The sequence below is a fragment of the uncultured Nostoc sp. genome, from assembly GCF_964245445.1.
In the GTDB taxonomy this organism is placed as follows: Bacteria; Cyanobacteriota; Cyanobacteriia; order Cyanobacteriales; family Nostocaceae; genus Nostoc.
Genome location: NZ_CAXTNE010000049.1, coordinates 1 through 25,857, shown reverse-complemented (window position 1 = coordinate 25,857; position 25,857 = coordinate 1). Strand labels below are relative to the sequence as shown.

23 protein-coding genes and 1 pseudogene are annotated in these 25,857 nt (G+C 40.8%); 10 read left to right on the top strand and 14 right to left on the bottom strand.

Translation table 11 applies throughout. The annotated features are described in order from the left end of the window. Nucleotides 1–177 precede the first annotated feature (177 nt). Nucleotides 178–1,569: a cytochrome P450 gene (locus tag ACFE90_RS11475; RefSeq protein ID WP_375500539.1), complete on the bottom strand. Its 1,392-nt coding sequence runs from the start codon at nt 1,567–1,569 to the stop codon at nt 178–180. A 202-nt stretch (nt 1,570–1,771) separates the two neighbouring features. Next, nucleotides 1,772–2,740: a terpene synthase gene (locus ACFE90_RS11470; protein ID WP_375500537.1), complete on the bottom strand. Its 969-nt coding sequence runs from the start codon at nt 2,738–2,740 to the stop codon at nt 1,772–1,774. 715 nt (nt 2,741–3,455) lie between these two features. On the opposite strand from ACFE90_RS11470, the gene ACFE90_RS11465 reads away from it, so the two are divergent. From ACFE90_RS11465 to ACFE90_RS11440, 6 genes are all read left to right on the top strand, one after another. Then, a complete protein-coding gene (locus ACFE90_RS11465; protein ID WP_375500535.1) occupies nt 3,456–4,775 on the top strand; it encodes a response regulator in 1,320 nt (439 codons plus the stop codon). Between the two features lie 46 nt (nt 4,776–4,821). After that, nucleotides 4,822–5,973: an FIST signal transduction protein gene (locus tag ACFE90_RS11460; protein ID WP_375500533.1), complete on the top strand. Its 1,152-nt coding sequence runs from the start codon at nt 4,822–4,824 to the stop codon at nt 5,971–5,973. 6 nt (nt 5,974–5,979) lie between these two features. Continuing rightward, the gene (locus ACFE90_RS11455) at nt 5,980–7,023 is read left to right on the top strand and encodes a sensor histidine kinase (protein ID WP_375500531.1); all 1,044 of its coding nucleotides are present in this window, start codon (nt 5,980–5,982) and stop codon (nt 7,021–7,023) included. 283 nt (nt 7,024–7,306) lie between these two features. Continuing rightward, entirely contained in the window at nt 7,307–7,849 is a 543-nt protein-coding gene (locus tag ACFE90_RS11450) for a methanogen output domain 1-containing protein (protein WP_375500529.1), read from the top strand. Nucleotides 7,850–8,038: 189 nt separating this feature from the next. Beyond that, nucleotides 8,039–8,530 (top strand): PAS domain-containing protein, encoded by a 492-nt coding sequence (locus ACFE90_RS11445; protein WP_375500527.1) that lies wholly within the window; start codon nt 8,039–8,041, stop codon nt 8,528–8,530. Between the two features lie 65 nt (nt 8,531–8,595). Next, complete coding sequence (locus ACFE90_RS11440; RefSeq protein ID WP_375500525.1) at nt 8,596–9,444, top strand: sensor histidine kinase; 849 nt, start codon at nt 8,596–8,598, stop codon at nt 9,442–9,444. 285 nt (nt 9,445–9,729) lie between these two features. On the opposite strand, the gene ACFE90_RS11435 is transcribed toward ACFE90_RS11440, so the two are convergent. The 4 genes from ACFE90_RS11435 to ACFE90_RS11420 all read right to left on the bottom strand — a co-directional run bounded on the left by ACFE90_RS11435 (nt 9,730) and on the right by ACFE90_RS11420 (nt 14,147). Continuing rightward, a complete protein-coding gene (locus ACFE90_RS11435; protein WP_375500523.1) occupies nt 9,730–11,334 on the bottom strand; it encodes an NAD(P)H-quinone oxidoreductase subunit N in 1,605 nt (534 codons plus the stop codon). 329 nt (nt 11,335–11,663) lie between these two features. Continuing rightward, nucleotides 11,664–11,936: a hypothetical protein gene (locus ACFE90_RS11430; RefSeq protein ID WP_375500521.1), complete on the bottom strand. Its 273-nt coding sequence runs from the start codon at nt 11,934–11,936 to the stop codon at nt 11,664–11,666. A 76-nt stretch (nt 11,937–12,012) separates the two neighbouring features. Next, on the bottom strand, nt 12,013–13,071 hold the full coding sequence (locus ACFE90_RS11425; RefSeq protein WP_375500519.1) for a WD40 repeat domain-containing protein: 1,059 nt from the start codon (nt 13,069–13,071) through the stop codon (nt 12,013–12,015). Nucleotides 13,072–13,175: 104 nt separating this feature from the next. Next, complete coding sequence (locus ACFE90_RS11420) at nt 13,176–14,147, bottom strand: CobW family GTP-binding protein (protein WP_375500517.1); 972 nt, start codon at nt 14,145–14,147, stop codon at nt 13,176–13,178. A gap of 108 nt (nt 14,148–14,255) precedes the next feature. Here ACFE90_RS11420 and ACFE90_RS11415 point away from each other — a divergent pair, with 108 nt between their 5' ends. After that, nucleotides 14,256–14,378, top strand: coding sequence for a hypothetical protein (locus tag ACFE90_RS11415; RefSeq protein WP_375500515.1), 123 nt, complete (start codon nt 14,256–14,258; stop codon nt 14,376–14,378). Between the two features lie 32 nt (nt 14,379–14,410). Here the strand turns inward: ACFE90_RS11415 and ACFE90_RS11410 are convergent, their stop codons facing one another. From ACFE90_RS11410 to prfC, 6 genes are all read right to left on the bottom strand, one after another. Then, nucleotides 14,411–14,806, bottom strand: coding sequence for an ankyrin repeat domain-containing protein (locus ACFE90_RS11410; RefSeq protein WP_375500513.1), 396 nt, complete (start codon nt 14,804–14,806; stop codon nt 14,411–14,413). Between the two features lie 280 nt (nt 14,807–15,086). After that, complete coding sequence (locus tag ACFE90_RS11405) at nt 15,087–15,995, bottom strand: alpha/beta fold hydrolase (RefSeq protein WP_375500511.1); 909 nt, start codon at nt 15,993–15,995, stop codon at nt 15,087–15,089. A 101-nt stretch (nt 15,996–16,096) separates the two neighbouring features. Next, a complete protein-coding gene (locus ACFE90_RS11400) occupies nt 16,097–16,537 on the bottom strand; it encodes a SufE family protein (RefSeq protein ID WP_334770680.1) in 441 nt (146 codons plus the stop codon). Nucleotides 16,538–17,002: 465 nt separating this feature from the next. Beyond that, the gene (locus ACFE90_RS11395) at nt 17,003–17,509 is read right to left on the bottom strand and encodes an RNA recognition motif domain-containing protein (RefSeq protein WP_375500509.1); all 507 of its coding nucleotides are present in this window, start codon (nt 17,507–17,509) and stop codon (nt 17,003–17,005) included. Nucleotides 17,510–18,180: 671 nt separating this feature from the next. Continuing rightward, complete coding sequence (locus ACFE90_RS11390) at nt 18,181–20,454, bottom strand: M48 family metalloprotease (protein WP_375500507.1); 2,274 nt, start codon at nt 20,452–20,454, stop codon at nt 18,181–18,183. A 204-nt stretch (nt 20,455–20,658) separates the two neighbouring features. After that, nucleotides 20,659–22,287, bottom strand: coding sequence for a peptide chain release factor 3 (prfC, locus tag ACFE90_RS11385; RefSeq protein WP_375500505.1), 1,629 nt, complete (start codon nt 22,285–22,287; stop codon nt 20,659–20,661). Nucleotides 22,288–22,411: 124 nt separating this feature from the next. Here prfC and ACFE90_RS11380 point away from each other — a divergent pair, with 124 nt between their 5' ends. Both ACFE90_RS11380 and hemB read left to right on the top strand, forming a co-directional pair. After that, nucleotides 22,412–22,771, top strand: coding sequence for a DUF4870 domain-containing protein (locus tag ACFE90_RS11380; RefSeq protein ID WP_375500503.1), 360 nt, complete (start codon nt 22,412–22,414; stop codon nt 22,769–22,771). A gap of 353 nt (nt 22,772–23,124) precedes the next feature. Next, entirely contained in the window at nt 23,125–24,105 is a 981-nt protein-coding gene (hemB, locus tag ACFE90_RS11375; RefSeq protein WP_375500501.1) for a porphobilinogen synthase, read from the top strand. Between the two features lie 296 nt (nt 24,106–24,401). Here the strand turns inward: hemB and ACFE90_RS11370 are convergent, their stop codons facing one another. After that, entirely contained in the window at nt 24,402–24,605 is a 204-nt protein-coding gene (locus ACFE90_RS11370; RefSeq protein WP_375500499.1) for a hypothetical protein, read from the bottom strand. Between the two features lie 316 nt (nt 24,606–24,921). Beyond that, the gene (locus ACFE90_RS11365; protein WP_196522570.1) at nt 24,922–25,155 is read right to left on the bottom strand and encodes a hypothetical protein; all 234 of its coding nucleotides are present in this window, start codon (nt 25,153–25,155) and stop codon (nt 24,922–24,924) included. 160 nt (nt 25,156–25,315) lie between these two features. On the opposite strand from ACFE90_RS11365, the pseudogene ACFE90_RS11360 reads away from it, so the two are divergent. After that, nucleotides 25,316–25,857: pseudogene (locus tag ACFE90_RS11360) on the top strand (flavin-dependent dehydrogenase); the annotation flags it as partial.

The following is a 25,857-nucleotide window of genomic DNA, read 5'->3' as shown; positions in this document are numbered from 1 at the left end:
CGCGGTCATCTCCCTTTGGGAGAAGCTTGCGCTAAGGGGGTTTCCCCCATGAGCGACTGCTTAACCCGGAGGGCTTCGCGCAGGTATCGCAGAGGCACAGAGAACACAGAGAGAACGAGAGAAAGATTCTAAAACTTGATTTTTGGTTTACTAAAGCATTGTTACTGTGGTGGACTACTAGGATACAGGTGTAATTGTCATATTCACTAGAGACTTTTGACGCGCACGTTGCCCTGTAATTAGCATCTTGACTCCACTGGCTGGCGCAAGGGTAAAACCTCGACGCTGAGGCCGTTCTCTTCGTCGATTAACTAGCTCTAACTGATAGCGTGATAGAATAGTTGCTAATACTAGCTTCATTTGAAATATAGCCAAAGCCTCGCCAATACAACGACGGACACCACCACCAAAGGGCAGAAATTCATAGGGAGAAAATTGCCGTTCTAAAAAGCGCTCTGGTTGAAACTCCTTCGGTTGAGGATATAAATCTTCACGCTGATGAATGAGATAAATGTTGGGAAGCAATACAGTCCCAGATTCTAAAGAATGTCCCAACAGTTTGGCAGGTTCTTGTACTACTCTGGGAAAAGAGAACATAACAACAGGGTGAATTCGCAAGGTTTCATTGCAGACAGCACTTAGATATGGCAATCGGTAAATGCTCATGGGATCTGGAGAATCACCGAGGTTATCTAGTTCCTGAAGTAGTTTTTCATGGACTAGAGGCTTTTGATGAATCCAGTACAATCCCCAAGCGATCGCTGTTGCTGTGGTTTCATATCCAGCAACGATTAGAGTCATCAACTGATCGCGCAACTCTTGATCTGTCATGGGTTGACCAGTGTCATCCTGTGCTGATATCAGCATGGATAAGATATCGTTGCGGTCTGAATCATTTTGCTCCCTGCGTTCGCTAATTTCAGCATAGATCAATTGATCAATTTGCTGGCGATCGTACAGGAATTTTCCCCAAGGACTCCAAGCTCCTAAATCCTTTTGGAAGAATGGGAAAAACAATAAACTAGAACTCAAAGGTGACCGAAAAAGATCCAACATCTGTAGCAATAGATGCTTAAGTTTTTGAAGTTTTTCTCCCTCATTCAAGCCCAAGACAACCTGTAAAATAACTTGTAGGGTTATCTCCTGTGTTAAGTTCCGAGCCAAGAAGTGCTGATTTATTGCTAACTGATGAAAAACTTTTGTACACAGACCACAAATCCGTTGACCATAGGCTTGCATTCGCTCTCCATGAAAGGATGGCATGACCAGTTGTCGTTGCCGTTTGTGACGAGTACCCTCTACTAAGGCAACTGAATATTCCCCTACTAAGGGTTCCCCAATTTTGTTCATCTTGCCGACAGCAGCAAATTTATTTCTATCGTTGGTTAAAATTTCCTGGATTGCTTGGGGATGGTTCACAAATACTACAGTGTCCCCAAAACCAATTATCTTACCAGTAAAAATGTCGGGATACTGTTGAGCAGCTTTTTCCATATACCGAACAGGATCAGCTACCCATTGAAGCTTTTGGAGAAAAGAAGGAGTTTTTAAAAGATTAGGTAGTTGCATTTAATGGAAAGGGGTAAGGAGATATCATGAGATAACGGTTTGTTTATTTCTGCTATGGCATTAAAATCAAAGTTTTATAGTGAACCTTCAAGAACTAAAAGCCCAACCAATATAATCAACATAGTTGTATTAGTTGGAACTGATGAAGGAGCGATAGAGCCAATCTAACTTTCCTTTTTTATTTTTCAGCTATACTATTTAATTAATATTTAGCTAGCTCCAGCATTTCTACAGTTTTGTAGCGACCTGTGAAAGAATACCAATCGAGGTTGCCACGTATCCAAGCATGAATTCCTAATATATATTTTGCTAAATCAGCATCTATTTCTTCTCCAAAAGATGGAATGTTTGCTTCCAAACTTATCAACTTTCGTATTTCATTATCATGCATTTCTCTAGCACGCTTCATTGCTTCTTCTAAAGTAATTTTGTGCTGATAATGTAGTACAAATACTAAATTATGAACATGACCAGTTGCCAATTCTCTAGATAAGGAAAAAATATCATTAGACCAGCCAAGAAGGTTATTTGTAATCTCATTTAGTTGTTTAAAAATATCCTGTTTTCGTAAAAAATCAGGAATTATCAACTGATCACAAAGTTCAATTAATGGCAAGGCAACATCTGCGCCTGCGCTTAACCTACGCATTGCAATATAAGTATCAGTATCGGGTACAATCCCATATACACGGTTATTTGCTTCCTCAAAACAACCGTATAAATATTTCTCAAAGCCGCAGATAAAATAATTTAACCATTTCACGCTTGCTTTTTCAAGCATCCGTTCTCGTAAGTTACTTAAAGCACGACTAAGAGGTATATCGTGGGTCGTAACTTCTGCCCCGTTCAATATTTCTATAAATCTCTTGTGAATAGCTTTTAGAAGTTCAGGTTTTGTTTTCAAGTCTGACAAATCGCATTGATCATCCCAAATAAATAGCCAACTCAACCAGTCATTTGCTATCTTCAGTTCTTGAAAGTTACAATAAGGATAGGTAGTAGCTGCCATCAAAAAAAATTTTGACTTGCAGAAACGCTGATAAGATGATTCATTTGCCAGAAGATTGAAACCAAGTACCCATTCAAGACTATACTCTTCCAGAACATCAATATTTTTATTGATTGGCGATGAAAAAGGACAGTATAAATCGGGAGAAGTTAATTTTTCCATAATCAATATAGTTATTCAAAACCTACAACATACATCTTTGGAAATAACTTCTTTAAATACCAGCTTTTCTACAGCGTTTAAATTATCTTTACGCCACAATCCTGATATTGAAGAATATATAAAATTTCCAACACTTAACCGTTTATTGTTATTTTTTTTATTCAAAAAGATATCCGAAATCATACTGGAATAATATTTTTTAAAAAAATATTATTTACATAAGTGTGTGTTCAGAATAAATACAGATAATAAACTTACAAAGTCAGTAAGAGGTAAGAGGTAGGCAGCAGTAATATTATTTTTACAAAAAATACACTACTTGTCTGAAACAACAAGAGTATTAATAACTAACTTCATAACGATCGCCTTCATTAAAAATATTCTTCAGTAGCAATATTGTTCTGGATTAACACTAATTTTTTCAAAAGACAAGGGTGATAATAACTAACTTAAAGCCAATCGCCTTCATTAAAGAGGATGTTCATCTGTAGTCAAAATGAAGATTGATGCTTCATGTTCATACTGTAGCGATCGCCCCCGCAGTCGCATAGAGCAATTTCTTGTGAAAATGTTGCTGTTATCAGAGTTTTTGGGAACTATAGGATTATTAGGCTAAAAATTTGTCAGTCAGTCCGCCAATAAAACAAAGGTGACTTAGCTGCGATCGCAGAGCCAATAGTGAATAAGTAACAAGGAGTTAAATTCAGTTAAATACATGAATTACAAGACAGATATAAAAACGCTTTATTTACCAGAAGATAGTTTCATTTTAGTGGTAGATGATACTATTACAAACTTAGAAATTGTCTTTAACATGTTAACTAATATAGGTTTTAACGTTACTACAGAAAATAATGGAGAAAGTGCAATCAAGCAAGTTAAATCTAAGCCTCCTGATTTGATTTTATTAGATGTAATGATGCCGGGTATAGATGGGTTTGAAACCTGTAAAAGACTGAAAGATAACTCAGTCACTTGTGATATTCCAGTAATTTTTATGACGGCGGATTCTGATACTGAGAGTAAGGTAAAAGGTCTAAATATAGGGGCAGTTGATTACATTACCAAGCCTTTTCATGAAGAAGAATTATTAGCTAGAATTAAAACCCATCTTCAATTACGAAATCTCACAAAAAATTTAGAAAAACGAGTTACAGAAAGAACAGCAGCCTTATCTAGGGCATTAAAAGACTTACAAGAGTCTCAACTTCAGCTTGTACAAACAGAAAAAATGTCTGCCCTTGGTGAATTAGTAGCAGGAGTTGCTCATGAAATTAATAATCCAGTTGGTTTTATTCATGGCAATCTCCAACACGCTTCAGCATATTTTCAAGACATGATTAACATTATTAACCTTTATCAGCAGTATTATCCTAATCCTGTTCCAGAAATTAAAGATGAAATTGCAGCGATAGATTTGAAGTATATGCTTGCCGATCTACCTAAGTTAATTTCCTCAATGAAAGAGGGTGTTCAGCGCATTCGCGACATTAGTATCAGTCTGAGAACCTTTTCTCGAGCAGATAGCGAGCGCAAAGTTTCTTGCAACATTCATGATGGCATTGACAGCACAATCCTGATTCTCAAACATCGCTTAAAAGCATCTGAGGTTCATCCCGATATTCAAGTAATTAGAGATTATGATAACTTGCCAGAAATAGAATGCTTTATCGGGCAACTAAATCAGGTATTTATGAACTTATTAGCTAATGCTATTGATGCTTTAGAGGAGTCTAATGTAGGACGCCCGTATGTTGAAATTGAAGCAAATCCCAATCAAGTTTTGATTCAGACTAGCCTCACTGAAAACAAAAAACATATTTTGATTCGGATTAAAGATAATGGCGTAGGAATGTCACCTGATGTCCAGAAAAAAATCTTTGATCATTTATTCACCACCAAGCCTGTGGGCCAAGGCACAGGATTAGGGTTATCAATTGCTCGTCAAATTGTTGTCGATAAACATGGAGGAACTCTGGAAGTAAATTCAGCACCAGGACAAGGTTCAGAGTTCATCATTAAGCTTCCTATCTGAAAATCATAGCAAAAATAATTCTCTATATAATAGAATAGATAAATTTATGTTTAAGGCAGTAGTCGGTCACAGTAACGATCCAGATTCTCTATTAGCAGTTGAAGAAGTTATTCAGCAATGTGTCACTTTTCTTGCAGGAGATATACCAAAAGCTGGGATTCTTTTTGCTGCAATTGACTTTGAGCATTCTCTAATTTTGCAGCAAATTCATCAGGCTTTTCCGAGGATTGAGTTGATTGGTGGGACAACAGATGGAGAAATTTCTTCAGTCTTAGAGTTTCAGCAGGACTCAATCACCTTAATGTTATTTTGCTCAGACGAAGTTGAAATTTATGCAGGAGTTGGACGCAAAGTTTCAGGTGATCCAATTACTGCAACTAAACAAGCTGTGGAGCAAGCTAAAGCCAAAAGTACCGCAGAGCCGAAGCTATGTTTAACTCATCCAGAGAGCCTCACAATTAGTGGTGTGTCTATATTGAATGGCTTAAAACTAGCTCTTGGGCAACATGTGCCAATATTCGGTGGTTTGGCAGGCGATCAGTCAAGATATCAAAATACATATCAATTTTTTCAAACAGAAGTATTAAGTGATTCTGTACCAATTCTGATTTTTTCTGGCACAATATTGTTTTCCCACGCTGTTGCAAGTGGTTGGTATCCGATTGGTCAAACAAGTAAAGTAACTAAGGTGGATAAGAACATACTCTATGAAATAGATGGTAAGCCAGCTTTAGATTTTTATCATCATTATCTTGGTTTACTTCCTCCTTCAATGGAATATCCGCTAGCAGTCTTTGATCAGAATGGAGAAAATTTTTATATAAGAGCACCTATTGGTTACAATCAAGAATCTGGTAGCATAACCTTTTTTGGAGATATTCCCGATCAAGCAGTTATTCAAATTTCAGAAGCAGCTTATGAAGATATTCTGAAAGCTTCCAAAGCATCATTCATGAATGCCTTAGATAATTATCCAGGTACAGAACCAAGTGCTGTTTTGTTCTTTTCATGTGTAGCTCGTCGGCAAATACTGGGTACGAGGGCACAAGAAGAGTACCAGAATACGAAACTTCCTCTGACTGGCTATTTACCTGCCTGTGGATTTTATTCTTATGGAGAAATTGCTCCTATAGATCGAATTAGCCAGACGCAATTTCACAATGAAACTTTTGTAACTTTAATTTTGGGAAATCGGTAGAAGCTGATGGAAATCGTGGATTATCAACAAGAAATTAAGGAACTAAAAAAAGCAAATAGAATTATCCAAAAGCAATTGGAACGTTCTGAATCAGACCGGATAAAACTTGAAGATATAAATAAAAAAAAAGAATCTTTACTTAGGACAGTAATTGAGGAATTAAAGGAATATCAAAATAACTTAGAAGAAAGAAGCCATGAGCTAGAAATGATGCTTCTTAATTTTCAGATAATGCAAAATAAGATGTCTAGTTTGGGAAGTCTTGTTGCAGATGTAGCTCATGAAATTAACAACCCAGTTAGCTTTATAGCAGGTAATCTGACTCCGGCTCAAGAGTATATTAATAACTTGTTATATCTGATAAACCTTTATCAGCAGACTTATCCCAAAGCATCTCAGGAAATTCAAGAAACAATCGAAATGATTGACCTTGAATATATGCGCGAGGATTTGCCTAAACTAATTTACTCGATGAAAGAAGGTACAGTTCGTATTTGTAACATTAGCGATAGCTTGCGAATTTTCTCTAGAGCAGATACAGAACAAAAAGTTTTTTTTAACCTTCATGAAGGTATTGATAGCACTCTCATTATTCTCAAGCACCGTTTGAAAGCTAATAAGATTCGTCCTGATATTCAAGTAGTTAAAGATTATGGCGAATTTCCTCCAATCAAATGTTTTCCAGGACAACTCAATCAGGTATTTATGAATTTATTGGCAAATGCTATTGATGCTTTAGAAGAGTCTAACTCTGGACTGAGTTTTGATAAAATTAAGGCAAATCCCAATCAAATTACAATTCATACTAATCTAATTGAAGATACAAATCACGCATTGATTAGGATTCAAGATAATGGTGTAGGAATATCGGCTGATATTCAGCAAAAAATATTTGACCATTTATTCACAACCAAACCTGTAGGAAAAGGAACAGGATTAGGATTATCAATCTCCTATCAAATTATTGTTCAAAAACATAAAGGAACTTTTAAAGTAAATTCTGTGTTAGGGGAAGGTTCTGAGTTTATAATCACAATTCCAATTTATTAAAGTAGCAAATATACCAATTATTCAAGTTAATTTTAATAAAAATAAATATTCAATTTGGTAGCAGTTGATAGTTACCAAATAATTTGTGGTTCATAATTTGTAATTAATTACGATTTCAGAGCGGCAAAATTTATGTATGAAAAATAGCAAACTTTGACCCTGATTGTGAGCAAGCGGATAAAAGCAAGCATCAAATCCTCTGAAAAAAGAGATTAAGCAGTTACTTTAAATGTATTTTGGGGAACTCTAGAACTGTACTTCCAAAATTGTGTCCTCAAAATTTATGACCAATGCACTTAACGACTCAATGGCTACACTTAATGTTTCTTTAGAACGCGATATATTTTTACGTACATTAATCAGAGAATTATCTGGTACTTTGCAGGACGTAGTTGGCTTAGAAGAAGCTTCTGGATTTATTAGTGTAGTTGGTGAAAGGATGGCTAGGCAGCTAAACCAAGATTACAAATCTGCCCTGGAAGTCTCAAATCTTTCGCGTCAGCAACTAGCTGATGTCTTGGTTGATTTAAAAAAACGAATCCAGGGCGATTTTTATGTCATTGAGCAGGATGATGAAAAAATTATCTTTGGCAACCGCGTCTGCCCATTTGCCGAAAAAGTGGTTAATCGCCCTGCCATGTGTATGATGACTTCAAACGTTTTTGGAACGATCGCAGCTAATAATTTGGGATATGCGAAAGTAGAATTGCAAGAAACCATAGCACAGGGTGCTTCTGGATGTAGAGTTATTATTTACTTAAAACTTACAGAAGAGGCAGAAGATGCAGAAGGTCGAGAATACTTTAAAGGACTAGAATCTGTGTAAACCCTTCACCACTAAACTAACCCCAAGATAGGGACTTCCAAATAAAAAAATATCCCATTGCTTTTAGGGCAGGGGAGCAGGGTAAAAATCGTTTTGATTCCAAAAATTGGATAATTTATTTTTTGGAGTTCCGATACAAGCTTGAGTGCAGATATGTAAAGTAGAGCCGAGCCGTGAAATTGGAAGCCCATGACTCCTGAACAATTTCTTGAAATTGCTAGAGTTTTACCAGAACCTTTACTCCTAGTGAGTAGTGATGGTCAGTTGTTAGCTACCAATCAACCAGTAGCAGATATGCTGGCGTTACGCCGTCAGCAACTGCGGGGAAAAACGCTCTTTGAACTTGTAACTGAGTCTGCTAATGATGTTGTAAAGTACCTGCAAGCTTGTTCAAGTAGCAGGGCAATGGTTATTGGCTCCTTAACTTTACGAAAAAATGATGGGCAAACATTAATATGTCGTAGTCAAGGAGCAGTTATTCAACCTTGGTCGCCTGAATCTTCAGCTTTAATTCTCTTACGCTTGGAAAATAGAACTTTAGCTAGCAGTAATTTCGTCCTCCTTAACGAGAAAATCGATGAGTTAGCAAAAGAAGTTCAGAGACGTAAACAGGCGGAGGAAGCGCTCAAGAAAGCTAATCAAGAGCTAGAAATTCGGGTTGAGGAACGTACAACTGTTTAACTGTTTTACAAGAAACACTAAATGAACTACAACTTACCCAAACTCAGCTTATCCAAGCTGAGAAAATGTCTAGTTTAGGACAGATGGTTGCTGGTATTGCCCATGAAATTAATAATCCCGTCAGTTTTATTCATGGAAACCTTCACCACGCCGATAAATATACTCAGGATTTACTAAAATTGGTGCAAATTTATCAACATTTTTGTCCAAATACTCCTCCAGAAATTCAAGAGTATATAGAAGAAATAGACTTAGATTTTCTGATTCAAGACATAACTAAACTCTTCCAGTCAATGAAAGTAGGAACAGAGCGTATTCAGGAAGTTGTTCAATCTCTACGTAACTTTTCCAGACTGGATGAAGCAGAACTTAAGCAAGTTAATATCCATGAAGGAATTGATAATACTTTAATGATTTTAGAGCATCGGCTGCAAGCTAGGCATGAGTACCCAGAAATCAAAGTCATCAAAAAATATAGTCAATTACCTAATGTAACTTGCTATCCTGGTCAACTTAACCAAGTGTTTATGAATATTATTGTAAATGCGATCGATGCGCTGGAGGTATCGGCGGTCAATGGTCAGTGGTCAAAAGTCAATCCACAAACTAATCACAATCAAAAACTTACAAAGAATAATCCCCAAATTGAAATTAAAACTGAGGTAATCGATGAAAAGTGGATAACGGTTAGTATTGCTGATAATGGTTTGGGGATAAATGAACAAGTTCATTCAAAGCTCTTTGATCCATTTTTTACTACTAAACCTGTAGGCAAAGGTACTGGACTAGGACTATCTATAAGCTATCAGATTATAGTTGAAAAACATAACGGACAAATTAGCTGTTTTTCTGTTCCAGGAAAAGGTGCAGAATTTGTAATTAGGATACCTGTAGCTCATTCTTCTGAAATTTAATTTATACAGCATAATGCAGAATTCAGAATATTGTAATATAAGTAGTAAATTGGATTTTATGTTAAAAAATATCAGAAACGCCTGTCAATACAGTTCAGTTAGCGTGTTTATTCCTCGAAGATCCCCCCAACCCCCCTTAAAAAGGGGGCTTTTTTTCAAATTACTTACCCCCTTTTTAAGGGGGTCGCCACAGGCGGGGGGATCTTATCCGAACCGTATTGAAACGCCTGTCTGCTCATTAGCAGACAGGCGTTTCTTTAAATACAAAGTTTGGTTGAGACTCGGTTAAATCTTAGCGGTAGAATCAACTGAGGGTTGAGACTGACTAACCGCATCTAACTTTGGTAACAGCAGTGGATTTTCTGCTTTGACATTAGTGTTGATTGTTGCTTGCAAACTTGGGGTATTAGAGATGGAATTGTTAGCCAATGTAAACAGTGGATTTGACAAAATCCCTGCTATAGATGTGGCAATTAATGTTACCACCAACCCGATCTGCAAAGGTCTTAGTCCAGGCAAATCCCAACGCACTTGTGGATAATTCTTCACCGAATCGGACATTTCATGAGGTTCTTTGACTACCATCATCTTAACTACGCGAATGTAGTAGTAGATGGAGACGACGGTGGTAACTAAGCCCAGCAAGACTAACCAATAAAGACCTGCTTGCCAACCAGCCCAGAATAAGTAAATCTTGCCGAAAAACCCAGCCAATGGTGGAATACCACCCAAGGAAAGCAGGGAGATACTCAACCCCAGTGTTAAGAGTGGGTCTTTTTGATATAAACCAGAGTATTCGGCAATCTGGTCGGTTCCCGTCCGCAGTGAGAACAGGATGATGCAGGTAAAGCCGCACAGGTTCATGAACAGGTAAACCAGTAGGTAAAATATCATACTGGCATAGCCCGCCTGTGTACCAGCAATCAAGCCAATCATCACAAATCCAGCTTGGGCAATGGATGAATAAGCTAGCATCCGTTTCATGCTGGTTTGGGCTAAGGCAACTACGTTACCCAAGATCATACTGAGAACGGCTAGAGCAGTGAAGACAAATCTCCACTCGTCAGCAACAAGGGGGAAGGCTGTTGTCAGCAAGCGAATGGCTAGGGCAAACCCAGCTGCTTTGGAACCGACAGATAAAAAGGCGATGACTGGGGTGGGAGCGCCTTCGTAAACGTCTGGTGTCCACTGGTGGAAGGGTGCTGCGGAGATTTTGAAGCCAATACCTGCGATCGCAAAAACCAGGGCAATCACTAAACCTAAAGATTGACCGACTTTAGCTGTGGCAATACCATTAGCGATCGCACTTAGTTCAGTTTGTCCTCCAGATAGTCCATACAGCAGCGATACACCGTACAAAAATACTGCTGTACTGGAAGCTCCAATTAACAAGTATTTCAGCGCCGCTTCATTGGAACGGGGGTCACGCTTGGTATAACCTGTCAATAGATAAGAGGAAATACTCAGGGTTTCTAGGGAGATGAAAATCATCACCAACTCACTAGCCCCGGATAAAAACATTCCTCCCAGAGTAGCACTCAGCAAAATAGCGAGAAATTCTGCTAAAGCGGTGCCGCTCTGCTCAACGTAGCGAATTGACATCAGTATAGTGGCGATCGCAGACAAGGCAATAATACCGCGAAAGACGATACTCAGGTCATCACCGTTAAAGCTACCGGTAAAACCGATGGGATTAGGAGCATCCCATTGAAAATATAGGGCGAGAATCGAGGCAAATAAACCTGCGATCGCTAGATATGCAATCCAGCGTGCGGATGTACGCCCCAAAATCAAATCAACAATCAAAACCCCCAAGAGGGTGAGAATAACAATCCCCTCTGGCAAAATCGTTCCAGCGTTTAGCTGGGATGCAATATTAGCAAAATCCATGAGATGTATAGGTTTTGGGGATTAGACATTAAGGCTAACTCTGTTCACTCTAGCAAGTTTTCTAATCCCCAGACTAGCTCTTTTAACAAGAGCTTAACAGCTTGGGTGCAGATGGCGATTGCACCAATTTCACTAGCTTATCAGTAGGGTTCTCAGTATCTAGGAATTTACCTAACAGCTTCCCTACCTTGTTTTTCAGGCGTGACCTTTAGCGAAGATTATAAATAAGGATGCTGCAACCAGGGCGATCGCCACGTACAAAAAGCTCATAAAATTAATAAGGACACAGCATTGCTGTGTCCCTCCAATATTCATAACTCCTAAGTTTATTAAAAATCGGCTGATGGCAGCTTGCCTTGTAGCGACTGAAATTTGGCTTGAACACAGTTGGCACAATTACAACCAAGTTGATCGATAATCGGATTAGATGTTTGAATCAAATTTGGTGTTGCCAGATCAGGAATTTGTTGTGTAGATACTACCGTCATAATTTGGGTAGCATAAGCAGATTTCAGGCTGGATGCGTTTGCTGGATTGACTACCAGCAGCATGGATACCAGAAATGCAGGACAGGCAAGTAGAATCAGTTTGATAATGTTCATAATTTACAAAGATACCTTTGCTGATACAGCATAGCCAATAAATTGCCGAGGTTCAACTTTAATTAGTGAGTATTGCTTAACTACGTCCAAAGCCTTGACCGCGTAAAACCTTTGACCATACAAGTAATTCGCCCTGTTCGCCGCCTGCGGCCAGTAACTTACCTTGGGGATGCCAAGCTAGGCTAGAAAATCCTGCTGAGACACCTGTGATAATTTGGGATACTTCTTTGGCTTTGTTCCACAAACATAACCAGCCATCAGCAGCAGCAGAAGCGAGAAGGAAGCTTTTAGGTGCAAAGGCGATCGCATTGATCACACCCACATGATTAGTTAATACTCGCGCTTCCCAACCTAAAGAATCATCCTCTAGCTTTTCCCACACCACAATACCTTCAACGCTAGAAGATGCCAGTATTGGCGCACCCACTTTAGTCATAGCTTCTGACCATGCCAATTGGCGAATTTTACCAGGGAAGCCACGCATCACCCAAGGGTCAGGGTTGTTCCATTCCAAAACGGTGACACTACGATCCATGTTGCCAGAAGCCAGGAATTTGCCATCGGGCGACCAAGCCATAGCTAAACTGACAGTAGTCATATCTAAGCTGTATGGTTCTTCATCCCAGTTTTGACTATGCCAAATCTTGACTCCTTTATAACCACTAATAGCTAAGTATTGTCCGTCAATACGCCAATCTATACCCAGTACTGAAGAGTTGTCGAAATTCAGCGTTACGACAATTTCACGAGTATCTGCATCCCAAACTTGGACATAACGCCCCAAACTAAAAGCCAGTTGGTTACTGGTGTAATTCCAAGCTAACTTGTCAACCCATGCGGGGGCATTTTCCAAGCTGGCGATTAATTCAGTATCGCGCCAAATTTTCACCTGTCCATCTTGTCCACCAACGGCTAAAAATTTTCCATCTGGTGAAAATGCGAGACAGTCTACCGATTTACCGTTACCAGTTTGTAAGCTTGTGAGTTCGCCATCATTCCACAGAACCACTTCACCGGCGGCGGAAGTTGCTGCTAAAGTTTTACCTTGTGGCGACCAAGCGATCGCAGTTACATAATCTGAAAGTGTCCCCGAATAGTGTTGTTCAAATTCCTTAGATTTGGTTGTGGAGTTCATAGTTATTGGGTACTAGGTACTGGGGATTAGGGACTAGGGGCTGGGAACTAGGGACTCGAAACAAGGGAGTGAATTTTTCCCAATCCCCAATACCCAATCCCCTTTTAAACTAAACAAGCGAGAAAATCTTGCTTGAGTTGGGCTGCATCAAGGTTGCGGCCGATGAATACTAGTTCGTTTTTAGGGGTTTCACTTGGTTTCCAGGGGCGATCGGGTTTGCCATCGAATATCATGTGTACTCCTTGGAATACAAATCGATTATCTTCTCCAGCAATATTTAAAATACCTTTCATCCGAAAGATATCTGGGCCTTGGGTACGCAGTAACTCCGAAAGCCAAGTGTTTAATTTTTCTCCATCGACTGCACCTGCTTCTACTAAAGCTACAGAAAAGACAGTTTCATCGTGTACGTGGGCATCTTCGCCTAAGAAATCTGGATCAATTTCTAATGCACGGTCTAAATCAAAGGCTTTTACACCTAATAAAGCATCCATTCCGAGTTCAGAATTGCAGGTACGGTAAATTTTTGCGATCGCATTCATCGCCCGAATCCGTTTTTCTAATTCATTCAACTCTTCTGGCGCTACCAAATCTGTTTTATTAAGTAAAATTACATCGGCAAAGGCAATCTGTTCTTGGGCTTCATCTGCATCCCAGTGCTGTGAGATATGCTTGGCATCTACAACTGTCACCACTGCATCTAAAGACAGTTGGCTTTGTAAATCTTCATCAACAAAAAATGTCTGAATCACTGGTGCCGGATCGGCTAATCCAGTCGTCTCAATTACTAAATGGTCAAATTTATCGCGCCGCTTCATCAAGTTGCCAATGATCCGAATTAAATCGCCTCGCACTGTACAACAGATACAGCCATTGTTCATTTCAAAAATTTCTTCATCTGCATCGATAATCAATTGATTATCAATACCCACTTCCCCAAATTCATTAACAATCACAGCAACTTTTTTGCCGTGTTCGTAGGTGAGGATGTGATTGAGTAGAGTCGTTTTACCTGCTCCCAAATAGCCTGTAAGAACAGTAACGGGAACTGAATTGTTGATTACGTCAGCCACCATACTCTAAATTCCTCGTGTCTCACCTTATGGATAATCATTATCGTCTATGATAAATCTTTTTATATTTTTGTGCGAACTTGGCTAGTACCTCAAACAGGGCAAGAATTTGTGTCTATTGCAATCAAATTTTGGATTGCTGCACCGCTGGTTTTATCTACCAGTTTGACACCTGCACAAGCTGATAATACTCATAATCATTCTGATGATACCGGATTTTACTTTGAGTTGTGATTGGTAGTTAAATCTCTAATTTCAGTGAAAGACTAATCGCGCCTATTTAGGTTTATCTCTGCTGTTGCTCGCATATCTGGCAAGGTTAATGGGGCTAAATAGTCAAAAATTTCTTGATGACTAGCGTAAGCAGCTAGATTTAACGCAAAATCTTCCTCTGGTTCAAAAGAGCCTCTTAAATTAACATCTGCCCCCGCCTCAACCAGCGTTTTGATAGTATTTAAAGATTTTTCATGAACTGCGTACATTAAAAGAGTCCAGTCACCGTTACAGTCTCTTGCATTTACATCTGGTTGAATAGGAAGCAGAGCTTGAACTGATTGCCAGTCACCATATTTCATAGCGAGAATCAACGCAATGGCAACATCATCTTCATCTGGGTCGTAGTCTCGCATCCATTCGGCATTGCAATTTTTTATCCACTCCATCTTCTATTACCATTGTCGTTTGGATATTAGCTCAACCTTAAGATACAGTTAACTCTTTCATCAAGAGAAGCATCAACACGGTAGTAGCAAGCATCACCCCACTCCAGTTTTGTTTAAATCCAAAACTTCCCCTCCCCGCAAGCAGGGAGTGGATTAAGGGGTGGGGTAAAACACTCGTGCGGATTGCGTTTAAGCTTAAGTTGACACAAATGACGGCTGTACGCCCCTACAGTTGATTAATTTGTTGCAAATGTTTGTAGTTTTCAATTTTTGCTCAATTTCATAGGGAGAACAAAAAATCTTGAACTGCTTCTAAAACAACTGCTGGGTATTCTTCATGTAGTCCCAGAGAACCAGGTATGACAACGCTTCTTACTCCTGGTAAGGCTACCAAAGCGTTCATTTCTTCTCGTGATTTGGGGGGGCTAGATTCTCCAACTACTGCCATGAGCGGTACGGTTAAAGACTGTACAAGTTGGAGAAAATCAGATTGTTTGCGTACAGCATCGAGATTACCAGTTACAAAGGCAGCAGATGCAAATCGCGCTCCTGGTTGTTGAGTCGTGTGCCACTTCTTCTCAATGAAACTGGGTGTAATTTTAGCCGCGTCAGTAAAGACATGACGGCGGTACATAAAACTTAAGAAAGATTGAGTAGTGTTGAGTTTGTAGAGAGCTTGACCAAGTATAGGCGATCGCACCAATCCTCTCACAATGCCAGCTATTTGCTGACTTGCCCCCATTGTCGGCAAAGGCCCACGCCAAGTAGGAGCTAACAACAAAATTCGTGAGAAAGTAGCAGGTTGTTTGACAGCTAATTGTAAAACGTAACTAGCAGCATGACCAGCCGCCACCACAGTAATGGGAGTATTAAAAATAGCTTTGACAAAATCTTCCAGAAATTGCTGATATATTTCCGGACTGTAATTCAAACTAGGGCGAGAAGATTCACCAAAACCTGGCCAGTCTACGGCTACAACTTGAAAATTGGGAGCTAGTAACTTAGCAAGTTCGCCTACTTCCAAACGCGTCGAAACACTGCTGAAAGATGGTAGCAGCAATAGCGGTGAACCTTTACCGAGGGTTTCATAAACAACGCGCAATTGCTGATTTTCCCAATTCCAGACATATTCTTGAACTACTCCACCAAAGCCAATAGCAGCAGAGGTAGATAATAAATTTGTTGACATTAGACTAAATTTTGGTAGTTGTACCTTATTTGTCAGTTATCCATTGTCATTTGTCCTTTGCTAATGACCAATGACCAATGACTAATGACTAATGACCAAGTTTAGCTAGGTAAATCTAACTTACATTCCAATGCTTTTTTTTGCATGGTTTTAAAAATATTGTAAAATCCATTAGCACGGGAAGGTGTGAGGCTAACATTTAAACCTGTTTCTTGAATAAAATCTGGAGTAAGCTGGACAATCTCAGTTGGGGTTAATCCATGTAATCCTTCAACCAGAAGCCCGACTAATCCCTTGGTTAACTGAGAATCGGAATCGCCCTGAAACACAACCTTACCGTCATCCAAGGCTGCGGTGATATAAACTTGAGACACGCAACCAGGAACTTTATTTTCGGGTAATTTATCAGCTTCTGGGAACTCATTGAGCTTCTGAGCATACCAGATTAGCTGTTCGTAGCGTCGCTTCGGTTCAGAAGCGCGTTGAAAGCGCTGGACAATTTTAGCGAGCGCAGGTGGCAAAGAATCTAGAGTTGAGGACATAACAGAAGCTGCAAATGATCGGTATCACCTTGAGTGTAGATTATCTTTAGAGCGATGCCTACGGCGGGCTACGCCTACGCGCCTCTGGTTCACTTGGCATATCAGCTAGCTATAACCTGTCAAATCTAGACAATTATTGCGATCGCATTCATTTTCAGTCAGGTTTTTCAATGCGCCTAATCACAAAAACTTAATTTTTTTATAAGCAAGCTCTAACAGTAACTCCATGAATGTTACTGTTGTATCAGTATAGACTTACTACTATTACGTAAGTATGTGGAATGCGTAAAATTTATGTGTCGACTTGATTTTACTATGCGATGCCTATGACGGTCTGCGCCTACGCACTTACAAAATTAGATGCAATTAGCTTTTAACTAAGCAGCTAAGTAATAATCAACAATTAAAAATTAAAAATCAAAAAAAAATTCTGATTTTTAATTTTTAATTTCTCTCCCTTAGGGATTAATTCGTAGTTTGTGCGGCTAACATCTGCTTCAGCTTTTCTAATTCCGAAGCCCAACGAGGATCTGGACGAATAGCGTCTGAATCGGTGGTTGTGGTGTTGTTTTCACGAGAACCTCCGCCGCCACTGCCGCCACGACGAGGCTTCTTAGAGCTTTTCTCGCGGCGGCTACCTTCTCTATTAGGGCTAGGAGTGGGGGTACTACTAGCAGCAGTAACTGGTTTTGGAGCTTGCTCCTCGCCCTCATCACCTTTTGTCCGAGGTAATGCCTTCTCTAGCTTAATCGGAGTATCTTTGAACATCTGACCATTATATTTTTCAATAATTTCGTCAGCTTGCTCGTCATTGTTGACTGTAAGAAAACCGAAACCACGGCATTTGCCAGTTTTACGGTCTTTAATTAATTTAGTAGTTACAGCATCACCTTCTGCTGCAAAAACTGCTTGCAGCTCCTGACGATCTATTTCTTCTTTAGGCAAATTACCTATATATAGGCGAATGGACATGAACTATACCTCCAGAGTTAAATGAACATGGCAAGGCAAGAAAACAATCACTTGGCTTTGGCTTTTAATTAAATAGATGCTATTGACCAAGACTGCCATCAACCAATTTTTTTGCTCGAAACTGTCAACCTATACAACAATACAGTTTTTCGTCGGGATCAAGCTTGTTTAATCTAAAAGCCCACACTATGGTGAGCTAATAACACCTTAATTCTAAGAATTGTAAATTTAATAGCCTATTGCCTGCTAAAGTACACGCTTTCTTCCATGCCTTTTTTCGCAGAATCAAATACCATTCCTTACATTACCACGGTATTTTCTACGTAGCTAGTTTAGCGCATACATTTCTAACGTTAGTATTACTGCATCGTAACATAAAACACATTTTTTTATTCAAGGGAGCATATTTTGAAACAAAAACCAGCCAGTGGCTGGTTAATTTCCTGCTGTGTTGGGAGGATAAAAGGTATGGAGCGGGGGAAAAAGCATCCGAATTCACAACTAAGCTGTAGTGCTGAGTTATGTCGCTTGCTATTGCTTGTGTAAATAAATGTAACATTTTTAAAGAAAACCTGCAATTTTTGTTTACATTCTGATTTTTCCTTTGTCCATTTGTCCTTTGTCCTTTGCCAATGACCAATGACCAATGACAAATGACCAATGCCCAATAACTAACTAGTGAGAAAAATGTATGCGCCCCAAGCCTGTGCTGCAACTGCTAAAAAAGTAGACCAAATGGGATGAGGGCTATGAATGGTTTTACCACTTTGAGTTTCAAGGGTTTGGATATCGATCCAAGGTGTTGCTCCTCGCCTGAACCAACCTGTGACGATAATTTGCCTACCAATTAGATCCTGGTGATTAACTGGCTGTCCTAACCAAGAAACATGGTGTAATTTCACTAAACCTGCGCTCGATTGAAGGATTAAATCTTGCGCTAGGGAGTTGCTAGTGCCTTGACGACCTAATAATTTACCTACAAGACACACGCTGATACTATCAATTGGTAAGGCAGAAGGGTCAGCTAACAGGTTGGGTAGATAATCGTCAGTTTGCACAGTAGCAGGTTTAATATCGGGGAAGAAAGAATTAATCCGTATCAGTGTACCGATGCTAAAGCCAATCAGAAGGGAGCCTGTAATTAAAGACGAACCATCGTATCCCCACTTTAAATTTAAAAACAACTTGAGTGCGAATACTAATTGCCAGGTTAGCCAGAAGAAAGCTGCAAACAGAACCCCTAGAGGAATTCCCAACCAAGGAGCAATTTGTAATAAGAAAGACTGACGCTTAACTTTTGATGGAACGCTTGCAAAATGTAGTTCGGTGTCTAGATGCCAGTGACGAGCTATTTGGCAGAGGCGTTCGATGCGATCGCCCATTAAAGGATGACTATTATTAATTGTAAACCATCGGCGATAGGGATTAGCAGTATCCCACTTCAAAAAGGATTCAAAAGATAAATTACTGGCAATAGTGCCCAAAGAAAGGCTCTGTTGGTGACTGACTGGTGTCAAGAGATTTAAGCTTTCTAGTTGCCAACTTGTCTCTTCCTGTTTTTGGATATCAGCTGCAATGCCAATGGCGATTTTGAGTAAAGCGCGAATCAGGGCATTGGGATTACCAGTAATTTCAGAGGCGACGCGATCGCTATAATAAAGCCGCAACCGCGACAACCATAATGCAGTCCCAGTCAGCAAACACCAAACTCCATAAACAATACTAGCCAGAATTGTCATCGGATAGCGCCAAATTTTCCCTGATATTTTGTCTCCCCAGTTCGACACTTGCTGATATAGCTGATGAATTGGTAGTGTCACCAGCAGCAACAAAGACATCACAGCAAAATCCCAGTGAGCAATATGCCCTAGCTGCGTGGCGTAAATAATGGCGATTTCATCATCAGCTAATTGCTCTAATAGCCCCTGACTTACAACAATCCTGGCATTACGTGGTAAACTACCATAAGTCAGGATAATTGGCGCAGCCATTGGTAAAATCCGCAATTTGGGTAACGGCCAGTGCCTCTGTTGGCAACAACGTTGAAGCACCCGAACAGCTTCGCGGCTATGGGCATTCAATACATCTTTGGAAAATTCTCGCTGACCATACAAGTTAGCCAGTAGCAAATCCAGCAACCAAGGTGATACTCCGAGCAAAATTACCAATATTATTAGTAATACTTGAGTAGGGTCGTGGTATAAAAGCTGCAATGGCTCCAGATAAGGTAGTTTGACTAGAGTCTGGTTAATGAATCCCATTGCTAACTTGAGCATTTCTCGGATCACCCAAAACAGGGCGATGAATGTTCCTGCTGTCAGCAGCCGCAAGGGAATTAATTTCGGTTTACGTAGGGGTTGCCATGCTCTGGCGCGTTGTGCTTGTCGCCAATAAATAACGCCGAATAATTTAGCTTGGGTGCGGGTAACAGAACCCATGAAACCGCTTAAGGGCACAGATGCTGCTGCTGGTAATGGTGTCGCTACTGTAGCTTTGAGTTTAGCTAGTGGCACCATCGGCGGGGTGTCGTTGCTCTTAGTTTCTATTACTTGATCTTTTGGCTGTTCCTCTAATGTAGGAGTTTCCGGGGGAATAACTGGGGAAGAATCTGGGGTTGAATTATCAAAAGCAACAAATCCAGTTTCGACATTTTTTGATTCTTGATCACGTTTTTGACGTTTTCTCAGGTGTTCAAGTGCGCGTGTTGCCCACTCTTGAACTTGCGGATTGTTACTCTCAATGAGATTCTGAGAAATAGCGATCGCTTTGGAGGCTTCTCCAATCCGTGCATAAGCCATCACTAAACCAACCTGGGCTTGTAAGCTAGCAGTACCATTACTTTGGCTGCTAGCAATAGGTTCTAGTTGAGCGATCGCTGTTTGGTAATTTCCTTGCTTGAGGGCAACTAAACCAGCCTCCAAAGACGGTTTGGCATGTGAAGGCATACAAATTCTGGCACTCCAATCTCTTCTAAATGATCCACGTTTGTGCAAAAGCGCGAACCTCGGATGCCGTGGAAATCAACCGCGCTCAAGTTTTGTTTGTCAAGTGAATGATAAAGATAGAATAAAGACATCAGTCGTCAGAATTCAGTTGGCTCTTTTGTAGGACTAATTCTGAATTCAGAATTCTGTATTCTGTATTCTTCTTCATTCCTCCACTGGTTTTTGACTAGAAAAAACTGGAGCGATCGCGCTTAATTTTAACTCTGGATGGTCGCCCAGTAATTGTTGACAATTCCATTCGTTGCGGAATAGTAACACTGGTCGTCCCATACTATCTTTAACTGTAGTGGTATTGAATATTCGTCCCACTTTTTCTAATGCTTCCCAACCACCCTCAACCCAACGGGCGACACTGTAGGGCAATAAGTCTAATATGGTTTCTACACCATACTCATTTTGTAAGCGAAACTGTACTACCTCGAATTGCAACTGACCCACCGCCGCCAAAATTGGATCGCGCTTGGCTTCATCAGTTGAATACATAATTTGCACAGCACCTTCTTCTCGCAATTCCGCAACGCCTTTTTGGAATTGTTTAGACTTCGAGGGGTTGGGATTCCTCAGAGACGCGAACAGTTCCGGCGAGAAATACGGAATCCCCTCATATTCGAGCTTTTGTCCCGTGTAAATTGTATCCCCGATCGCAAAAACACCAGGATTGTTCAAACCGATCACATCGCCAGGATAAGCCACATCAATCGATTCTCGCTCTTGGGCAAAGAGTTTTTGCGGGCGAGAAAGACGGATGAGTTTACCAATGCGGGCGTGATTCACCATCATATCTTTTTCAAACTTACCAGTGCAAACCCGGATAAATGCGACGCGATCGCGATGTTTCGGGTCCATGTTCGCTTGCAGTTTGAAGACAAACCCCGAAAATTCCGGGTATGTAGGGGGAACTTCGCCAACACTGCTGTAGTGGGAACCGGGTTTGAGGGCATAGTCGAGGAAATACTTGAGGAATAACTCTACACCAAAGTTAGTCATGGCGCTACCAAAGAACACAGGCGTCATTTTGCCGAGGTGTACCAGCTGCAAATCTAACTCTGGCCCAACTCCTTCTAACAGTTCCAGATCATTTTTTAGTTGATAGTACAGGCTTTGTTCTAGCTGTTCTTCTATTCTCGGATCGCCTAATTCCACGATCGTATCACGGGCTTCTCGGCTGCCGTGGGCGCTGCGTTCAAACAGGTGAATTTGTTGCTTATGTCGGTCAAAAACACCTTTAAAGCGATCGCCCATACCAATCGGCCAGTTTACTGCATAGGTTTGCAATCCCAATTCTTGCTCAATTTCATCCAACAATTCCAGAGGTTCTCTTCCTGGGCGATCAAGCTTGTTGATAAACGTAAAAATCGGGATACCGCGCAACTTACACACTTCAAACAATTTGCGGGTTTGGGGTTCCAGACCTTTTGCCGCATCAATCAACATCACTGCATTATCGGCGGCGGCCAGGGTGCGATAAGTATCTTCACTGAAGTCCTGGTGTCCAGGTGTGTCTAATAAATTTATCTGACAGTCCCGGTATTCAAATTGCAACACTGTGGAAGTAATAGAAATACCCCGTTGTTGCTCCATCGCCATCCAGTCAGAGGTCGCTTTGCGCTGTGCCCGTCGCGCCTTAACCGCCCCAGCTTCGTGAATAGCACCTCCGTACAGGAGTAGCTTTTCTGTTAGTGTAGTTTTACCCGCATCAGGGTGAGAAATAATCGCAAAGTTGCGGCGAAGTTCAACTGCTTGAATAAGTTCAGACTGAAGTTCAGTAGACATAAGTGTATTTGTTGGTTTGCTAGCTTAATTTTTTTTGACTCTAGTAAGTCTTTTAATCTTAAGATAACGATGCTCGTGATAGGGTCGTAATATAACCAACAATCTGACCAAATAGGAGAAAGCAATGTACGACACAGATAAGCGAAAGCTTCTATCCGCCTTGTCTCATGGAGCCATTTTTTTCAGCACAGCAGTGGTATCTGTAGGTATACCTATCGCCATACTGTTCGTATCTGATGATCCTGTTGTTAAAGAAAACGCCAAAGAATCCATTAATTTCCACTTCAACGTCTGGCTTTATGGAGGCATTCTGGGAGCGCTGTTTTTTCTATTCGGTTGGTTAGTGTTACCTCTATTATTGCTCGGGCCATTAGCCGGTCTGGGATATCTATTGCACTGGGGATTAACAATTTGGGCACTCATCAAAGTTTTCAACAATCCTGATATACCCTTCCGTTATCCCTATATTTTCCGAGTTTTTTAACACAGATTATGGTTATGGGCATTGGGTATGGGGCATTAGGCATTGGTAATGGTCAGTTATTTTCTATTAAGCTGTTGAGCATTGAGTTTGCACACAACCAATCGCCAGGATTTTGCCAACAGTGGGTTTTACGATTTTGAATTTTGAATTGCTTACTATGTTGTTTTTTTTCCAGCCCGTCGGATAGATGCAACCAAGCTGTAGAATACAAAATTGCCCCACAACTTGATTAAGAGTAGGGCAAAGGACAGTTAAGCACTGTTTGTAGTCTGTCTGACGGCAGGAAAATTTTAGCCTGCTTTTGTGACGCTTTGTTTTGTGTCCATTTGCGTTGTTTTTCTTCATAAAATTTTATGTTTCCTATACATCGCCCCCGTCGTCTGCGTACTCATCCTCAACTGCGCCGGATGGTTCGTGAAACTGTTTTAACAACAAGCAATTTAATTTACCCACTATTTGCTGTACCGGGTGAGGGAATCGCTAACGAAGTAAAATCGATGCCCGGAGTCTACCAACTTTCGGTAGATAAAATTGTGGAAGAGGCAAAAGAAGTTTACGACTTAGGAATTCCTTCTATTATTTTATTTGGGATTCCGGCTGATAAAGATGTGGATGCCACTGGCGCTTGGCATGATTGCGGTATCGTCCAAAAAGCTGCGACTGCGGTAAAAGCAGCAGTGCCAGATTTGATTGTAATTGCTGATACTTGTTTATGTGAGTACACCAGTCACGGTCATTGTGGTTATTTACAAACTGGTGATTTAACAGGACGAGTTTTAAATGATCCAACTCTGGAATTGTTGAAAAAAACAGCAGTTTCGCAAGCGAAAGCCGGTGCCGATATCATTGCGCCTTCTGGAATGATGGATGGCTTTGTCCAGGCAATTCGTCAGGGTTTGGATGAAGCCGGATTTCAAGATACGCCGATTTTGTCTTATGCTGCTAAGTATGCTTCGGGTTATTATGGGCCATTTCGGGATGCAGCAGACTCGACACCGCAATTTGGGGACAGAAGAACTTACCAAATGGACCCAGGTAACGCCCGCGAAGCGATTAAAGAAATTGAACTGGATATCGCTGAAGGTGCGGATATGCTCATGGTTAAGCCAGCCTTGGCATACATGGATATTATCTGGCGGGTGAAGGAAGCGAGTAATTTACCAGTTGCGGCTTACAATGTTTCTGGTGAGTATGCGATGGTAAAAGCTGCGGCTCTCAATGGTTGGATTGATGAGGAGCGCGTGGTTATGGAAACTTTAACTGGGTTTAAACGAGCTGGGGCAGATTTGATTTTGACCTACCATGCCAAAGATGCGGCGCGATGGTTAAAGTAGTGACAAACGCCAGCTAACCTTACAAGCGGGTAAAACTTTGGTTGAGAGGCGGGGTGGACACCCTGAACATCTGCTGCAAGATGCACCAATGGATTTATTGGAACGCTCAAACCGTAAGAAAGCGATCGCTCAATATCTCAACAAGCGCCACCTATGACTTGCTATCCGCTTCTACTCGTGGATAGCAGGTTCTTATTCATTCTCAAACATCCTCCTCCTTTCCCGACTGTTGAACCTCCTCAAGCCCCTATTACGGTTCCTAACGCAATCACAGTCGAACAGTTCGAGGACGTTTCTCAAGACTCCAGTTTATTACGTACATGAACGTTACACAGTTTTAAAGACTCGCAGATGGGTTGAGACGTTTCCAGCCACAGGACAGTAAATGTAAAAATAGCAGTCAAATTAGCAATTCCACATAAATAATCATTCTCACCTTGAGTGCCAAAGTGCGTAGGCGTAGCCCGCCGCAGGCATCGCTCAACTAAATTGTGTGCCAAAAACATTTATTCCGCTAAGGTGTCGAGGCGCTGATCAAAGAGCATGAAGATTGATCCACAAAGAAGACCCCTGCTTTGCACCAGAGGTCTTTGCGTTTAACAACGTTGTAAAATTCATTAGCAACGTAAAACGCTGATATGGTTAATTAGTGGCTTCTGTGCCGTAAATGCAAAAATAGCAACCCAATTGCCAATTCCAGACATGTTACTCCTATACCTAAAATGCGTAGGCGCAGCCCGCCGCAGGCATCGCCAACATTTAGGTGCAGACCTAGAAATCTAATGCTGCGACAAAAACTTCATCATATACAAGGTTTTAGGAGAACTTTTCCCAAGATTGGGCAACTAATTGGCTCAACCAGCGACGTTGTTGCTGATCCAGCAGTGGATCATCTGCTAGCAACTGAGCGGTTAATTCTTCCAAAGATTGACCCTGAGCGCGGACAATTTTAATTACTCCAGCGATCGCACTAGCAACTAGTTCTTCATCAATCGGCTGTTGTCGCAGAGCAACAATTTCCTGGGGACTGTCTGGAATGGGATAATTCATGGCGTGGGTTTACAGAAATACAAAATGAACAATAAATTTGACAAATTCTTAAAATTTCTTCACTGAATCTTTACGAAAGTAATAGGGCGGAGTTTACCTTACTTTGTGCCTTCATAAAATCTGTCTTAGTAAGTAGATTGATCGGAGATGTCAGGAAACGATGAGAGAAATTCTTTATTTAGAAGTTCCAACTTCGGATATAGCAACTGTGCGTAGCTGGTTACAAACAGAGTTTGAACCCGGAAATGGAGAAAAAGTGCTTACCTCGGAAGGCTTTCGCCTCAAAATCCCCACTGCAACTACAACTGCTACCGGGACTATTTCCGAAAACTTACCTGCGGAACTTTCGGTATTTGTTTGGTCGGTGCAACGAACTACTTATCTGAAAGTGTTTCGTTGGGCAGAACAACCCTTTCCCCAAGAGGGGCAAATCCTGCAACGCCTAACCAAAGAAATCAGAAGCCGTTTTCCACATCATTACCCAGAACCGCCAGCAATTGATTTATCTAAGCAATCAATTTTTGCAGCACTAGGCTCTGCTTACCCCCTCACCGTCAAGTATTTTCAGAAAATGCCTAACGGTGAATATGATCTAACGCGTGCCTACTGGTGGGAACAACGATGGCGCGAAGGGGTACGGAATCCGCAGCAGCCTCGTCAGGTGGTGTTTTCTAGTCAAGGGGACTGGGGACTGGGGACTGG

Bases quoted from the DNA above. Each gene is read 5' to 3' on its own strand.
- ACFE90_RS11475 (WP_375500539.1), bottom strand. From the start codon at position 1,569: ATGCAACTACCTAATCTTTTAAAAACTCCTTCTTTTCTCCAAAAGCTT.
- ACFE90_RS11470 (WP_375500537.1), bottom strand. From the start codon at position 2,740: ATGGAAAAATTAACTTCTCCCGATTTATACTGTCCTTTTTCATCGCCA.
- ACFE90_RS11465 (WP_375500535.1), top strand. From the start codon at position 3,456: ATGAATTACAAGACAGATATAAAAACGCTTTATTTACCAGAAGATAGT.
- ACFE90_RS11460 (WP_375500533.1), top strand. From the start codon at position 4,822: ATGTTTAAGGCAGTAGTCGGTCACAGTAACGATCCAGATTCTCTATTA.
- ACFE90_RS11455 (WP_375500531.1), top strand. From the start codon at position 5,980: ATGGAAATCGTGGATTATCAACAAGAAATTAAGGAACTAAAAAAAGCA.
- ACFE90_RS11450 (WP_375500529.1), top strand. From the start codon at position 7,307: ATGACCAATGCACTTAACGACTCAATGGCTACACTTAATGTTTCTTTA.
- ACFE90_RS11445 (WP_375500527.1), top strand. From the start codon at position 8,039: ATGACTCCTGAACAATTTCTTGAAATTGCTAGAGTTTTACCAGAACCT.
- ACFE90_RS11440 (WP_375500525.1), top strand. From the start codon at position 8,596: ATGTCTAGTTTAGGACAGATGGTTGCTGGTATTGCCCATGAAATTAAT.
- ACFE90_RS11435 (WP_375500523.1), bottom strand. From the start codon at position 11,334: ATGGATTTTGCTAATATTGCATCCCAGCTAAACGCTGGAACGATTTTG.
- ACFE90_RS11430 (WP_375500521.1), bottom strand. From the start codon at position 11,936: ATGAACATTATCAAACTGATTCTACTTGCCTGTCCTGCATTTCTGGTA.
- ACFE90_RS11425 (WP_375500519.1), bottom strand. From the start codon at position 13,071: ATGAACTCCACAACCAAATCTAAGGAATTTGAACAACACTATTCGGGG.
- ACFE90_RS11420 (WP_375500517.1), bottom strand. From the start codon at position 14,147: ATGGTGGCTGACGTAATCAACAATTCAGTTCCCGTTACTGTTCTTACA.
- ACFE90_RS11410 (WP_375500513.1), bottom strand. From the start codon at position 14,806: ATGGAGTGGATAAAAAATTGCAATGCCGAATGGATGCGAGACTACGAC.
- ACFE90_RS11405 (WP_375500511.1), bottom strand. From the start codon at position 15,995: ATGTCAACAAATTTATTATCTACCTCTGCTGCTATTGGCTTTGGTGGA.
- ACFE90_RS11400 (WP_334770680.1), bottom strand. From the start codon at position 16,537: ATGTCCTCAACTCTAGATTCTTTGCCACCTGCGCTCGCTAAAATTGTC.
- ACFE90_RS11395 (WP_375500509.1), bottom strand. From the start codon at position 17,509: ATGTCCATTCGCCTATATATAGGTAATTTGCCTAAAGAAGAAATAGAT.
- ACFE90_RS11390 (WP_375500507.1), bottom strand. From the start codon at position 20,454: ATGCCTTCACATGCCAAACCGTCTTTGGAGGCTGGTTTAGTTGCCCTC.
- prfC (WP_375500505.1), bottom strand. From the start codon at position 22,287: ATGTCTACTGAACTTCAGTCTGAACTTATTCAAGCAGTTGAACTTCGC.
- ACFE90_RS11380 (WP_375500503.1), top strand. From the start codon at position 22,412: ATGTACGACACAGATAAGCGAAAGCTTCTATCCGCCTTGTCTCATGGA.
- hemB (WP_375500501.1), top strand. From the start codon at position 23,125: ATGTTTCCTATACATCGCCCCCGTCGTCTGCGTACTCATCCTCAACTG.
- ACFE90_RS11365 (WP_196522570.1), bottom strand. From the start codon at position 25,155: ATGAATTATCCCATTCCAGACAGTCCCCAGGAAATTGTTGCTCTGCGA.